12 protein-coding genes are annotated in these 13,839 nt (G+C 51.4%); 4 read left to right on the forward strand and 8 right to left on the reverse strand.

All coding sequences use genetic code 11. The annotated features are described in order from the left end of the window. Window positions 1–159: 159 nt before the first annotated feature. The 6 genes from cgi121 to WCX19_RS11475 form a co-directional block, all read right to left on the reverse strand. Complete coding sequence (cgi121, locus tag WCX19_RS11450) at window positions 160–681, reverse strand: KEOPS complex subunit Cgi121 (RefSeq protein WP_373008220.1); 522 nt, start codon at window positions 679–681, stop codon at window positions 160–162. Window positions 682–686: 5 nt separating this feature from the next. After that, complete coding sequence (locus WCX19_RS11455; RefSeq protein ID WP_373008296.1) at window positions 687–2,855, reverse strand: ATP-dependent DNA helicase; 2,169 nt, start codon at window positions 2,853–2,855, stop codon at window positions 687–689. A 219-nt stretch (window positions 2,856–3,074) separates the two neighbouring features. After that, the gene (locus WCX19_RS11460) at window positions 3,075–3,620 is read right to left on the reverse strand and encodes a KH domain-containing protein (protein WP_373008222.1); all 546 of its coding nucleotides are present in this window, start codon (window positions 3,618–3,620) and stop codon (window positions 3,075–3,077) included. 82 nt (window positions 3,621–3,702) lie between these two features. Further along, a complete protein-coding gene (locus tag WCX19_RS11465; protein ID WP_373008224.1) occupies window positions 3,703–4,482 on the reverse strand; it encodes a serine protein kinase RIO in 780 nt (259 codons plus the stop codon). Between the two features lie 40 nt (window positions 4,483–4,522). Then, a complete protein-coding gene (locus WCX19_RS11470; RefSeq protein WP_373008226.1) occupies window positions 4,523–5,464 on the reverse strand; it encodes a tyrosine--tRNA ligase in 942 nt (313 codons plus the stop codon). Window positions 5,465–5,489: 25 nt separating this feature from the next. Next, entirely contained in the window at window positions 5,490–6,521 is a 1,032-nt protein-coding gene (locus WCX19_RS11475; RefSeq protein WP_373008228.1) for a type II glyceraldehyde-3-phosphate dehydrogenase, read from the reverse strand. A gap of 228 nt (window positions 6,522–6,749) precedes the next feature. Between WCX19_RS11475 and WCX19_RS11480 the strand changes: the two genes are divergently transcribed. Then, the gene (locus tag WCX19_RS11480; RefSeq protein WP_373008230.1) at window positions 6,750–7,397 is read left to right on the forward strand and encodes a hypothetical protein; all 648 of its coding nucleotides are present in this window, start codon (window positions 6,750–6,752) and stop codon (window positions 7,395–7,397) included. 597 nt (window positions 7,398–7,994) lie between these two features. Here the strand turns inward: WCX19_RS11480 and WCX19_RS11485 are convergent. Continuing rightward, a complete protein-coding gene (locus WCX19_RS11485) occupies window positions 7,995–8,486 on the reverse strand; it encodes a DUF367 family protein (protein WP_373008232.1) in 492 nt (163 codons plus the stop codon). 31 nt (window positions 8,487–8,517) lie between these two features. On the opposite strand from WCX19_RS11485, the gene WCX19_RS11490 reads away from it, so the two are divergent. The 3 genes from WCX19_RS11490 to WCX19_RS11500 all read left to right on the forward strand — a co-directional run bounded on the left by WCX19_RS11490 (window position 8,518) and on the right by WCX19_RS11500 (window position 12,752). Continuing rightward, on the forward strand, window positions 8,518–9,420 hold the full coding sequence (locus tag WCX19_RS11490; protein ID WP_373008234.1) for a nucleoside 2-deoxyribosyltransferase: 903 nt from the start codon (window positions 8,518–8,520) through the stop codon (window positions 9,418–9,420). A gap of 680 nt (window positions 9,421–10,100) precedes the next feature. Continuing rightward, a complete protein-coding gene (locus tag WCX19_RS11495; RefSeq protein ID WP_373008236.1) occupies window positions 10,101–11,627 on the forward strand; it encodes a glycosyltransferase family 39 protein in 1,527 nt (508 codons plus the stop codon). A gap of 15 nt (window positions 11,628–11,642) precedes the next feature. Next, on the forward strand, window positions 11,643–12,752 hold the full coding sequence (locus tag WCX19_RS11500; protein ID WP_373008238.1) for a GtrA family protein: 1,110 nt from the start codon (window positions 11,643–11,645) through the stop codon (window positions 12,750–12,752). Window positions 12,753–12,864: 112 nt separating this feature from the next. Here WCX19_RS11500 and WCX19_RS11505 read toward each other — a convergent pair whose 3' ends face one another. Continuing rightward, on the reverse strand, window positions 12,865–13,623 hold the full coding sequence (locus WCX19_RS11505) for a polyprenol monophosphomannose synthase (RefSeq protein WP_373008240.1): 759 nt from the start codon (window positions 13,621–13,623) through the stop codon (window positions 12,865–12,867). Between the last annotated feature and the right edge of the window lie 216 nt (window positions 13,624–13,839).

The raw sequence follows: 13,839 nt of genomic DNA on the forward strand, positions 1-13,839 counted from the left end.
GGCAGCGTGGCAGAAATTCAGAAATAACAAAATTGCAACGGTTAATTGGCAATTTACGACTGAAGATGCCAGGGTAAAATTACGCCGCCTTTATCCGACACTTGAAAGTTGACGAGACACTAGCAAGCGGGGCTCAAAAGCAGACTGGTGAAATGTCCGTTATTTACTGACATCCAGCAGCGCGACCCGTTCCAGTACGAGATCCCGGATACGATCCTGCCCCGTCGCCGCGATCTCTTCTGGTGTTATATCAAACAGGGCCATCAGCCGGGTGGCTTTCTCCGGGGATATGCGCTCATCCGGCTCCCCGCCAAACTGCATATGTAAGGCAAGGTCTTTCCAGATGCCCTCCGGTGCCGGGCTGCAGCAGACGTACAGGAGGTTTTTGCCCTCATGGAGGCCAAACGGGACGGCCACATTGCACTGCCGGGTCCCGGCAGCGTAGAGCAGTGCCTCCATCTCAAACGAGTTGGAGATGGCGCAGCCCTGTGCGAATGCCCGGTGTGCATGCCGGAGTGCAGCCTCTGCATGTACCCGGCCGGCCAGTTTTTCCGCGTCAAAACAGACAATGCGGGCGGCGTAGCTCCTGGCAATCTCCCGGAGCACGCCAAGCAGGGCAGCGCGATCCCGGATCGTCACTTCTGCATATCCAATCTCATAGGAAAACAAAGCAGGTTCCATAAGGCTCACCCGAAACGGAACAGCGTTGACTGGCCGCCGGCTGTTCTCTTCTCGTCCACCCGTGTCGTGTCCGTACTTCTTTTCCTTGGCTCTATCTGGTCAAAAATCTGATCTGCAATGCCCTGGCCGAGAATTCTCGCAAGGTCCTCCCGCGGGTGTTTTTTGATCTCTTCGGGAGTAGTCATGCCATTATTGAAAAGCCGCCGGGCACGGACCCGGCCGATTCCCCGGAGTCTGATGAGCGGAAGGAGCTCGCGCCGTATCCCGTTCTTCATGCAGATCTCGCATTCTGCTATCTGTGGGTAGAATTTCGGGGCAAACATTCTTGCCAGCTGGCTTGTTGCGTGCAGCAGCCAGTTGATGCTCTCGACCATCCCGAACACATCGCCCGGCCCGACCGCGTACCGCTCGCAGATCTTCTCATCGGGGAGCTCATCGGTCCAGTCCGAGAGCAGCATCGCGGTCTTTATGGCCCGGTAATAGCCTTCAGCCTCGTCTTCATCGGTGGGGAGCGGGAGCCAGAGATCGCTGCCCTTATCCTCCATCATCCGCGACAGGGCAGCAAGATCGGAGTTTTTTGCATAGAGTGTCGGCATATCGGGTGTGCTGCAGATGAGCTGGACAAGGCCGAGATCCGCGTACTCCTCTTGTTCCCTCAGGGTCGTGACAATCGCGGACGCGCTTCTCGGGTCGATATACATCCGCGAGACAAGGGTGCCAAGGTCGGTTGCCCCGATATGTTCGCCCACTTCGATTACCATCTCTGCCGTGATAAGGAACTGGAGCGCGTCATCCACGGCCCGGTGGATGAGCCGGCCCTGCCTGTGCTCGTGGACGTAAAACGAGCGGTTCATGAACTCTGAAAGCTCGTCCCGGGTCTTTGCAAAGCCCGAGGCGATAAGGGAAAGGACATGCGTGTAGAGTGCGGTCGGTTCTGCGATCCGCGAATGAACATCTTCGGCTGCCGCCTCGATGTAACATTCGAAGAGTTCCGGCACCTGCTCAGCCTCCTTTGCGATCAGTACAGCCTCGCCGTACGGGTCGAGCCGGGGCCGGCCGGCCCTTCCTGCCATCTGCCGGTACTCGCTGACAGGTATCGGCTGCATCCCCTCACCGGCCGAGAACCGGAGATAGTCCCGGATGATCACCCGGCGGGCGGGCAGGTTGAGACCCGCAGCGAGAGTCGGGGTTGAGGAGATGCACTTGAGCCAGCCTTTGCGGAACGCGTCTTCCACAACAGACCGCTCGTTCCGGCTGAGACCGGCATGGTGGAAGGCCGCGCCTTTTGCGACGCACGCGGCTAGGGTCTTTACCATCTCGGTCGGGGTACCGGCCAGAAGGCGGTCGGCGCACGCGGCAAGCGCCGGGTCTTCGCTCTTTATCGCGCCGGCCGCCCGTTTTGCAAACGCTTCGGCGTTCCTCCGCGAGGAGACAAAGACAAGGCACTGTCCCCCCTCGGCAATCGTATCGAGGCAGAGATTAAGGTCATCGTAGTTCTTTGAGACCTGTTTGATGGGCCGTGATCCCTCCTCGAACTGGATTTTGTTATCGAAAAAGACACCCTGGCGCAGGTCCACCGGCCGCCAGGAACTCGTGACCAGTTCCGCGTCGAGCCACCCGGCAAGCATCTTCGGATTCCCGATGGTCGCCGAGAGCCCGATGAGCTGCATGCCGGGATTCCTGGACCGCATCTTTGCGATCACCATCTCGAGCGTCGGGCCCCGGTCCGGGGAATCGATCAGGTGCACTTCGTCCACGACTACAAGGGTGATCTCCGGGATCCAGCGTGCGCCGTTCCGTAAAAGCGAGTCCACCTTCTCGCTCGTCGCGACAATAATGTCGTTTTTCCCCAGGGCGTCGTCGCGCCGGTCGAGGTCCCCGGTGGAGATCCCGACCCGGACACCCTTGTTGCCAAACTCGTCGTATTTTTCCGATGCAAGGGCCTTAAGCGGGACGATATAGAGACACTTTCCTCCGTTTGCGATATGGCGGTGCATCGCCATCTCTGCAATCAGTGTCTTCCCGCTCGCGGTCGGGATCGCAACAAGGAGGTTTTTGCCGTCAAGCAGACCTTTCTCGACACAGGTGGCCTGCGGCGGGTAGAGTTCAAGGATGCCGAGCCCGAGGTACTGCTGTCTGAGGGTTTCGGGTATGGCAAGGTCCTGTATCTGCATAGCGGTCCCCATCGGTGTCGCGGTTTTTTTACTGCCTGTCATTCATTGTCAGTTAATTGTTTATTACCGGATGAATTGCTTTTTTTCGGATTATACCCGGCAACCAAGGTATCCCGTGTGGGACCCGGCGCCGAGGAAGTGGATCGGGTGCCCGGCTCCTGTCCGGTACCGTTTTTTTCGGACTGCATAAAAAAGAGGAGGTGCGGGAGGCGGAAATGATCAGTAGTAGTAGCTGATCATGTCCTGCTTGGCCTCTTTTTTCTTCTTGTCGAGGAACGCGAAGACATTTTCGTGGGGGATACCCTCGATGATCATGTCGATGGCCGCCCGGGCGACCTTCATCTGTTCAGGGTAACCGATCAGGGCGACCGTATGGCCGAAGACCGAGAGGTCGACATCGGTCATGTTCTCGATCTGTTCGCGGGCTTTGCCATCTTTTCCGATGATCCTGCCCCGGAGCCGGTCGAGCTGCTTGGGGTTGTCTGCCGCTCTGGAGAGATCGATGATATCGAGCAGGAGATCCTCGTCTTCGATCATCTCGAAGGCGCGTTCGGGCGAGAACCCTGCGTTAATGGCGTTGATGATCTCGACAGCCCGAAGGAGCGGGATTGCGTTCTCCTCTGCCCCTTCGACTTTTACCTGGCCCTCCTTGCTGTCGATGGAGATGGCCGTGTGGGTCTTGGATTCGAGCTCTTTTTTTGTCGCCCCGCCCTTCCCGATGAGGACGCCCACTCTGCTTGTTGCAATTTTTAGTTCCTGTATCATGGTTGTGTCACCGTTCCGGCTGACTGCCCGGCATTCTTATCACAGGTTATACTGTTCTTTCTGGAGATGATGCTGATGTGTGTCATGGTTGTGAGACGTTGAGCCCGGTCACCGCGTTAAAAATTTCATACTCTGTTTTTACTTCGCAGCCCTTCTTTTTAAAGAACCTGTTCATATTGCGGATGTCCCGCATCAGGAACTGGAGAGCACGCGGATGGTCGCGGGTAACCGACTGGCCCATATCGATGAGATATGGTTGGTCACTGTACAATATATTGAACTCGCTTAAGTCACCATGCACGAGTTCTGCCTTGTTATACAGCGTGCCGATCATCGCCATAATGTCCTCGTAGACCTGCGCAGGATTGTCGATCTCTGCACTCCGCAGCTGGGGATACGGGCATTCCCCTTCCCCAAGGAAAGACATGATGAGGATATTCCGGTCCCAGACGAGCGGCTCCGGGACAGGAAGCCCTGCCTCTTTTGCCCGGGCAAGATTGGAGAACTCCTTTCGTGTCCACGCAAAGATGAGCTCTTTTTTGGACTTTTTTACATGGGAAAACCGGCGGTCCCCGGTGACGTACGAGCTCATGGTGGTGAAGTTCGCCGACTGGATCCGGTAGATCTTGATGGCGACTGCCTGGTCCTCCCGGTCCCCTAAAAAGACGTTCGCCTCTTTCCCGGTGCTGATGGAGCCGCCAATTGCGGTGATCCATTTCTTGTGGACGAGCTTGTACAGGGCAAGGAGGGTGACCTCGTCAAAAACATTCTCGCTGACTTTGAAGGTATTCGCATCTTTTATGCGTATACCCATCTCAGCGAGGCGCTGGTCGAATGCTTCCTCCTGCTGTTCGATACTCACGTGTCATCCCCGGCTGTTTTCAAGACACGTATCTTTTTGCCTAGCGTATATAGTCGCGCACCGGTGCAAGAATCTCGACCAGTCCCTCGCCGCAGGCTTTCTTGAGGTCGAGCGGGTGGATCTCAGCCTTGCCATAGGCAGCTTCGAGCTCTGTGTACCCGGTAAAAGTCCGGTCGCCGCCGAATTTTTCCGGCCGCTTTATCGTGATCTCCGGGAGCCGGGGGAAGATGTGGTGCTGGAAGATCTGGAGGATCGGGTTCTCGGCAATCTCCGGCGGGCAGAACGCCTTCTGGCATTTCTTCCTGATCTCGTCCTCGCTGTCGGCGACCGAGATATAGTTGCCCTGCGACGAGGACATCTTCTTCCCGTCAAGACCATTCAGGATCGGTGTATGGATGCAGACCGGGGAGGGGAACTTGAAGTTTGGCAGGTGTTCCCTTGCAAGCATGTGGATCTTCCGCTGGTCGATCCCGCCCACTGCAGCATCCACACCGAGCATCGCGATATCGGCCATCTGCATGATCGGGTAGACCATCTGCGAGACGGTCGGGTGGTCCATCTGCCGGCCCACTTCGTCCATGCTCCGGGTCGCCCGCGCAAGGGTGATCTGCTGGGAGAGCTGGTGGACGAGGAGTTCATAATCCCGGTTGAGCTGGAGATCGGAACCGAGCACGTATTTTACGTTTTTGAGGCCGAGCCCCTCAAAACAGCGGCGGTTGTACTCGGCGAGTTCCCCGACCTTTTCCATGGTCCCTTTCCGGTTGAGGAACGCGTGAAGGTCAGCGAGGAGGACCGTGACCTCAAAGCCTGCTGCCTGGAGATCGACGAGCTTATTGACCGTGACAAGGTGGCCAAGGTGGATCTCGCCGCTGGGCTCGTACCCTGCGTATACCTTCTTTGTGGGCCGGGCCAGGAGAGCGCGGAGTTCGTCTTCGGTGACGATTTCAACGGTGTTCCGGGTAACCCGTTCGAATGTGTCCATTAAAAAATATGGGTGATGGTGGGAGTTAATGGTTATTCTGGATGGGGACAAAGTGGAGCGCGTCGTTCGTGAGTTTTATGGAGGTTGCCGCATCTTTTGCGAGGCCGGTCATCGCACGGATCGCGTCCACGTTCTCGACAACGACATCTGCCTCCTGGTGGATGGCCTGGAAGAAACAGAGCTCGTTCTTGTCGGCGTAGATGGACTCCTCGAAGATACAGTTCTCGTAGAGATCTGCCCGCTGCCGGCCGAGGTCCATGGCAAATTCCTTGAGCTCTGCGGTGCTCTTGATCCCTGCCGTCTTCTTCACAAGACCGAGCCGGGGATGATTTTTGATAAGCGCGATCACTTTCTCCCGGTTCACGTCTTTTTTGGTCGTGATCCGGATCGCGTGCATGTGCATCATCGTGGTCGGGACGATCATCGCCATGGTCGTGATCGAGATATGGGGGAGCACGGTCTGCACATCCGGGCCGTGGTGGCTGGGCACGGTCACCGGGTCAAGGACGACCGCGTCGATCGGTCCTTTCTTGATCTCGCCGGGGTCGGATCCCCTGCGCACCATGATCGCGTGGACATGGGCAACGCCAAATTCCTTGTCGATCTCGTGGATAATCCGGCAGAGACCGGTGGTATTGCAGGAGACCACCCGGACGAACTGCCGGCCGATGGCATCCTTGAAATTACAGGACGAGTTAAAGGAGAACCCGGCAACTTCGTGGTCTTCGCCGCCCTGCCAGAGTGCCTTTTTCCCGAGTTTCTCGTAAAGCGGCTTGTTGGTCGCACCGACATCCCCGGGCGTCGCGTCAACAATCACATCGGCGGCTTTGCACATGTCCTCGACCGAACCGGCAACCGTAAGGCCTGCTTTTTCAAACGCCGCCTTCTTTGAGAGATCCGCAATATAGAGGGGGTATCCCCGCTGTTTTGCGATAAAGGCCTCGGCATTCGGGCGTGTCTTTGAGACGCCGATCACTTTCATGTCCTTCTGGGCTGCAACCGCATCGGCGACACGCTTCCCGATGGTACCGTACCCGTTGATGGCAACCTTGATCATATACCGAAACTGTATGAGCGATATGAGATAAAGATTGCTTGTTCTGGTTTTTTGTATCCCGGGGCACGATGCGGGGAGGGGGTCCCTTCGGCTCATATAGAATAAGTCATTGCAAAACTGTAGAGAAGTTCATGCAGTGCATCAAACAACGGTGAGATATAGATGGAATTCTCTAATACCAAGCCTTCGAATAGTTCTAAATAGTCAATAATTATTATTTTGTTTTATATGAACACTAATTCCAATCTGACATCAAATGCAACGTCTTTGTTTAGAGGATCTTCTTTATCCCAAAAAAGCCGTCGCTTAAATGATTTTGACGATATTCCCCCTTGGAGATTTTTATCATTTGGATGGAAATGGGCTATTGATGTATTGTTAAAAGAAGCGAAGACTGGTGTTTGCTCGTCAGATTGTTGCTATCCTGTATTATATGTATTTCGTCAGTACTTGGAAATTAAATTGAAGGAATTGATTATTACATTAGAATTAAGTCTACATTCGAAGAAAATCGGTGAAGACGAATTAAAAGCTCAATACGGTCACAATATTAAGAAGCTTTGGGATTATTGCGACAAATTGTTAATGGAATGGTTAAGCAATTTAGAATCAGAAAAAGACTATTCTGAATGCAACAGTAGAAATCTAGAGGATTTTAAACGTGTTAAACTTTATATTAATGAGATTTATGAGAAAGACCCTCAATCATTTGCCTACAGATATCCACAAATCGCTGAAAAATATACTGTTGATCTGAATCATTTTTACGAAAATGCCATGTGGGTAAGCGAGTATCTAGAGGGTGTTTCGGATTGGATAGAAACAATACAGGATTTGGAGAATGAATGCTGTGCTAATTTTGATGATGAATATTAATGTACGGGAGAAACAAGAATCAGATTATATGTGTAAAAGTGATATTATGGAAATTTGGACGTAAATCAAATCATTTTGTTTAAATAATTAACACTCAATTGTGTGTTATTTAAAAAAATTGTAGTGTGTTTTTCAGATGATAACACAAAAAGACAAAGTTTATCAACGTTTACTTTGAGTTTCTTTAAAAAACGATCTAGGATCTCCCTGACCAATCTCATGAACGCAATGCGGCAAAGGAACAACCGGGCAGCAGACCGATCAAAGATTTTACGATCATGCCTCATGCCTGATGTGCAATTTCGCTCTTTTTTACACCCTCTCCGACGTGAGGCAGTTTGTAATGTTACAGCTGAGCTGTAACTTTACAGCTCAGCTGTAAGGTTAAGTACTGTGCGGAGCCGGATTTTTTTTAATTTTTTGATCTGCGAAATATCTGTACATCAGCATCACTATCTTGCTATGGCTCTCACCAAAAACCCCGGATGCGAAAAAACGAACGAATGATTTTTTGGGGAGTCCGTTTGCGTATCCGGATCTCCGGTCAGACCCGGTTGCCCGGCAGCTTTAACAGGTTTACCGGGCAGAGTACAAAAATCAGAGAAACAGCGCCTGGAACTTCACGACTTCGGTGCTGTCCTTAGCTGTGACATAGAGCTCAAGCGGCTCCTTGTTGACCTCTAAAAACCGGATGCCCCAGCTGACGCAGCCGAGAATCTGTGCCGCCCGTTCCTGTTCCCCGAGGATATAGAGCGCTGCGGCAATCGCTTCGATGGAGGTAAGCTTGCAGGGCTTCCCGAAATTGACCGGGTTTGCTGCCATCAGGAAAGGAAGCGCCCGCCGGATCCTCCACGAGCTGACCGCACCGGTATCGAGCACTTCCCAGGAGCAGTCAAGTGCGGTGATAGATTTTACGAACTTGTCGGCGGGAGAAAGGGCCTGCTCGGCGGTCGGGTCCAGGAGCAGGGTGTTCCGGGGGATCTGTGAGATCTTTTTTACGATCCTCAAAAAACCTGCCCGCTCCAGTTTTTTTACCGTACACTTCTTAGGGTCGCAGCTGTTGTCCCGGTAGGCAACCAGCGGAATCATTGATTATTGTGTGCGTTCACACACTGTAATAATGTACGTCCTTTGTTCTCCCTGCATTCTCAACCCCTCCCTGCGGGCAAAAGGGATTACGCACCCCTCCGATATTGCATTGTTTGCCCGGTCCATCGGGCGCTGCAAGAAGTTCGGGATAGATGTTGTGCCCCTTCCGTGCCCTGAGACGCAGTATCTTGGCCCGGACCGGAAGCCGGGCACGTTCCTTGAACGACTCAACACCCCGGAGTTTGCCACGCTCCTCGATGAGCTGTGCGGAACGGTGAATGAAATCATCAAAGAGCGGGGCCCGCCGCTCTGTATCCTAGGTGTGAACTCATCGCCGACTTGCGGAGTGACCAGCACATATTACGGTGCTGAAGGTGACAAGCCCGCCAAAAGAGCCGGTCGGGGAGTATTTTACGCAAAATTTCCGGATATCCCGGCACTGGATGTCGCCGAGTTCTCAAAATACCGGATCTACCTTGCCGCCCCGCTCTTTTCTGAAAGCGAGCGATCCTATAATTCAGCCATTTCGGAGCTGCTCAGATCTCATTATTTTGAGGTATTTCTCCCGCAGGATACCGGGGACAACCATGCGGTAAGGGACCGGCAGGAACACGTCCGGATTTACAACCACAACAGGAGAGCGATCCGCGATGCTGATATTATCGTTGCAATTATCGATGGTGCGGATGCTGACTCGGGAACCGCATGGGAGATGGGGTATGCCGCCGCACTCAAAAAACCGATTGTTGCGATCAGGACAGATTTCAGGATGACCGGGAGCCACGAACGGGTTAACCTCATGCTCGAACAGACTGGAACTGTTGTGACCAATAAAAATGCACTCCTCACCGCTCTTGGAGTACCTGTGGATAAGGCACCGGAACAGCCGGTAAAAAAACCCGGAACTGGAATCATAACCTCCTTTGAAATTTAAATAAACTGTCCCTGTACCACTCAAAATTTTCCTTTACAAACATCAGAATTTTTTAATAGGACTTTCCGAAGCGATTCCCGGTCCATTGGGGGTACCCCCTCCCGCCAGCCCGGGGTGGCACCCCCCGCTCCCAAAACCGGGAGGTACCCTGACCCCCCGACCAATTTTTTAAAAGCACGATACCCCCACCCCCCTGTCCGGGCATAAGAGGAGGCCTACCCCCCTTTCCAACATTTCCAAAACCTGTGCTTCGCGTGGAGTTATCGTCTGAAAGTATATTTTGTCGGCCAATGGCTTGGGGGGGTAGGGGCCTCTTTTCTTGCATGGGGGCACCCCCCGCTCCCAAAAATGAGAGGTACCCTGACCCCCGACTGATTTTTTAAAAGCATGATTCCCCACCCCCCTCTTGTGGCCCGGGAGTGGGGGGTGTCACCTTTGTACAAATGGGGGGTACCCCCTCCTGCTATAAAGGGAGGGTGGCGGCTGCCAAAAAGGATACTCCCGCTTCCAGATCTGGCTCATACGAATTTTGGTGGTTGTTCTTTCAACTTGAAAATAGAGAAGTACTGGATCCGTGAAATTTTTGTTAACAGGATATTTTAACAGGACAAACAGTCAGCCGTTTCCGGTATAAACCGGGAAGATATATCTGAACCATAATGAAATAGATAGTGATACCGATGGCAAAGAAAAAGGTGGGCCGGGAAACGGGGAAAAAACAGGTGGCCACTGGGGAATGCGACCTTGACAGTGGTTACGTATCACCCATTACGACTATCCGCGATTTTTCCCTTGAAAATATAAGATCGGTCATTGCGACGAGCAGGTATATTCAGGCACTTATTGTCCTCACGGTTCTCGGCATTTTTTTCCGGTTCTATAATCTTGGGTTTAATTCCCTCTGGCTTGATGAAGCAGCTACCGTCTCTTTCTCACTTCACTCATTCACGGAGATCTGGCAGGTGACGGCAGGAGGGGAATTCAACCCGCCGCTCTTTCACTGGGCTGAGCACTTCATGTTAATGCTCGGGAATAATGAGGTAATCCTGCGGTTCCTGCCGGCCCTGCTCGGGGTATTTACAATCCCGCTCTTTTATCTTGTCGGGAAAGAATTTTTCGACCGCAACGTAGGAATTATCGCTGCTGCGGGATGCGCATTTTCGCCGTTCCTGATCTATTATTCGCAGGAAGCGCGGGCATATTCGATGATGCTCTTTTTTGTGGCGCTTGCGACGCTTTTTTTCCTCAAAGGTCTCAAATCTGGGAAATTACTCGACTGGGGATTGTTCGGTGTGTTCTCCGCTCTCGCGTTCTGGACGCACTTCTATGCGTTTGTGATGATCGTATCCCTTGTCCTTTATGCACTGATTGTCTGGGCTCCCCACATCCGCACCGAATTCGATAAGGTCAAGATGCTTGTCGCAGGAGTAGCTATATTCATTATTCTCTGTCTGCCTCTCATCATTGTCACTATCCAGCTCTTTGCTGTCAGGACATCATCGGCACCCACATATGGAATACAGGGTCTTGGCCTTATTACCCAGACATTTACCCAGATGTCGGGATTCAATACCCTCTCCATGATCGTGCTGCTGGTTCTTTTTGCAGTCGGAATTATCCAGACATTTTTCCTTGATAAAAATAAGGCCCTCTTCCTTGTCCTGCTCACCGTTCTCACGTTTGTTGTTAGTTTTGTATTGTCATTCAAGATGCCGATGCTTCCCCGGTACCTCATCTTTTTAAGTATCGTGATTTTCATCGGAGTTGCGATGTCGTACCGGGCCCTTTACACCCTCTGGAGCAGCAAAGCAATTGTGTACGTGCTGATCGCTGTTATGATCCTTATCAGTGTCCCGGTACTTGCAAACTATTATTCCGGTTATTCCAAGGAGGACTGGAGAGGATTTTCCCTGACTCTTTCAGAAAAAACGAGCCCCGGTGATCTCGTCATTACTGTCCCCGGATATATGGCAGCACCTCTTGACTATTATTACTCCTCGATAAAGGATAATACTCATGAGTATGGGGCAACCACGGGCCAGGATCTCGAGAAGCTCATGTTACAAAAAGGTAACAGCACGATGTTTTTTGTCGTGACGCAGGATATTGGTGCCGCAAATCCAAATGGCGATGCGGTTGCATGGCTTAATAACAACACGAAATTTGCCGGGCAGGATACAGGCATCTACCTCTTTACTGCCTCATAATCCCCATGTGCTGCCATGTACGATCTGACCGTCATTATTCCCCTCTTTAAAGGAGAGTTCAATATTGGTTCCATCATCCGGGAAGTGGATGAGGTTTTTTCCCGCAATTCCATTCATGGCGAAATTCTTATCGTTGACGATAATTTCTCTGACCGGACAATTGAAATTGTCAGGGATTTACAAAAAACAAACACACATATCAGTCTTATTGTAAGAAAAGAGGATCACGGTCTTTTCCAGTCCGTGATTGAAGGATTCCGGCAAGCCCAATCGGATATTATCCTTGTCATAGATACGGATCTATCTCATCTTTCGACCCATATCCCCCAGATGCTTGCAGAAATTCGTGCCGGAAACGATCTGGTCATCGGAAGCCGGTTCATGGAAGGCGGAGGGATAAAAAAATGGCCGCTCAAACGGCGCATTCTATCTATTGGTACAACGTTCCCCGGGAGGGTGCTCTTTCCGGAAATCCGGGATCCGGTCAGCGGCTTTTTTGCCGTAAAAAAGAGTGTGGTCGAACATGCACCGCTCAAGCCCCGGGGATATAAAATCCTGCTTGAAGTGCTCGGCAAGGGAACCTGGGAAAAAGAAAAAGAGATCCCTCTCGAATTTGTGGATCGTGCAATCGGAGCGAGTAAATGGGGTGGCCGGACCCTCGTCGAATATGCAGCACAGGTGATCGATAATGCCTGGTATTCTTGGAACCATCACGACAGTGTCGTCTGGCAGGAATGGATGAAACTTTTCAAATTCGGAATGGTGGGGCTTTCAGGGATCGTTATCAATGAGGGAGTGCTCATTTATCTCAAGGAATGTGTTCATTTCACTCTCCCGGTTGCAAGCATTTTTGCGATTGAACTGTCGATCGTGAGTAATTTCATCTGGAACGATCTCTGGACGTTTAAATCCGACAAGCAGCATGCTCTGGGTCACCGGTGGCACCGTTTCCTTTCGTATCAGGTGATTTCCGTTGGCGGGGCGGTCATCAATTTTGTCATCCTGAATGTGCTTGGATTTTATATCGGTGTCGACTACCGGATTGCAAACATCATCGGTATCCTGATCGCTTTTGCGTGGAATTTCCTCATAAACCGGAATGTAACGTGGAAAAAAAGCGAATAAATTTTTGAGATAATTCCTTTTCGGGACGATTCATGCACATTTCGTGGATAACCTATCATGATCTGCCCGGATTTCTCTGCTGTCAAACCTATGATTGTTCCAGTCGTGGAAGTCAGGGATCGTTCGTGTTATTGTTATTCCTGTCTGTTTTGGGGAGAATATCCTCTTTACTGAAGATATTCCGGAACCCCAGTGCTACGATAAACAGAAGCCACTGAACCATATCTCTGAATTTTAATTTTGAATTCCCATAAGTTCTTTGGGGGAGTATGACCGGGATTTCCGATATGCGTATGCCGTTCCTGTTCATTATGTTCAGGCTTTCCGGGAAAAACGAGTATCCCTTGCTCGCTATTTTTTCAAACAGGTCTTGGGGAATCCTGTCAATTTTATATAGCCGGAACGCCCCTGTGATATCATACGGCATATTCAGGAGCAGTCTTGTTACAACATGTCCCGAGGTTGTCAGGAATTTTCGCCACAGGGCCCACTCCTGCAGACTGTCTTTACGGATAAACCTGGATGCAACAACAATATCTGAATTTTTTGATTGTTCCATCATTGCCGGAATATCTTCCGGCCTGTGGAGGAAATCTGAATCCATGGTGATAAGCTGTTCGTATCCATGAGAATATGCCCATGCAATTCCATCTTTGTGTGCACTTCCGATGCCCAGCTTGCCAGACCGGTGAATAACGAAAACACTTGGTTTATTGATCCGATCTAGGACATCCCCTGTCCCATCCGGTGAATTATCATCGATGAATAAGATGTCGAGCGGGAGTTTCAGGTTTGATATCCGCTCATACAGTTTCATGACATTATCCCGTTCATTGTAGGTTGGAATAAATACGAGTATTGTATTGGGCATTTCTATGCACTCCTTGTGTTTTCAACTACCGATCGGATCATGGGGGAACCTGTCTCAGGTCGTCTCCATCCTGTGGCCCATACCACCGGTTCAAAATGGGCATTCATATCAGGATCAGAATGTGGGAAAAGCACGCCATGTTTTTCAGTGATTCCAATGATCATTGCGCTTGACATTTTAAAGGTGTCCTCTGGGATAGGCAAATGCTGATGAGGC

The sequence above is a fragment of the Methanoregula sp. genome, assembly GCF_041663825.1.
Taxonomy (GTDB): Archaea; Halobacteriota; Methanomicrobia; order Methanomicrobiales; family Methanospirillaceae; genus Methanoregula.

What these genes read in the sequence shown, in the direction of transcription:
- cgi121 (WP_373008220.1), bottom strand. Translation starts at nt 681, where the DNA reads ATGGAACCTGCTTTGTTTTCCTATGAGATTGGATATGCAGAAGTGACG.
- WCX19_RS11455 (WP_373008296.1), bottom strand. Translation starts at nt 2,855, where the DNA reads ATGCAGATACAGGACCTTGCCATACCCGAAACCCTCAGACAGCAGTAC.
- WCX19_RS11460 (WP_373008222.1), bottom strand. Translation starts at nt 3,620, where the DNA reads ATGATACAGGAACTAAAAATTGCAACAAGCAGAGTGGGCGTCCTCATC.
- WCX19_RS11470 (WP_373008226.1), bottom strand. Translation starts at nt 5,464, where the DNA reads ATGGACACATTCGAACGGGTTACCCGGAACACCGTTGAAATCGTCACC.
- WCX19_RS11475 (WP_373008228.1), bottom strand. Translation starts at nt 6,521, where the DNA reads ATGATCAAGGTTGCCATCAACGGGTACGGTACCATCGGGAAGCGTGTC.
- WCX19_RS11480 (WP_373008230.1), top strand. Translation starts at nt 6,750, where the DNA reads ATGAACACTAATTCCAATCTGACATCAAATGCAACGTCTTTGTTTAGA.
- WCX19_RS11485 (WP_373008232.1), bottom strand. Translation starts at nt 8,486, where the DNA reads ATGATTCCGCTGGTTGCCTACCGGGACAACAGCTGCGACCCTAAGAAG.
- WCX19_RS11490 (WP_373008234.1), top strand. Translation starts at nt 8,518, where the DNA reads ATGTACGTCCTTTGTTCTCCCTGCATTCTCAACCCCTCCCTGCGGGCA.
- WCX19_RS11495 (WP_373008236.1), top strand. Translation starts at nt 10,101, where the DNA reads ATGGCAAAGAAAAAGGTGGGCCGGGAAACGGGGAAAAAACAGGTGGCC.
- WCX19_RS11500 (WP_373008238.1), top strand. Translation starts at nt 11,643, where the DNA reads ATGTACGATCTGACCGTCATTATTCCCCTCTTTAAAGGAGAGTTCAAT.
- WCX19_RS11505 (WP_373008240.1), bottom strand. Translation starts at nt 13,623, where the DNA reads ATGCCCAATACAATACTCGTATTTATTCCAACCTACAATGAACGGGAT.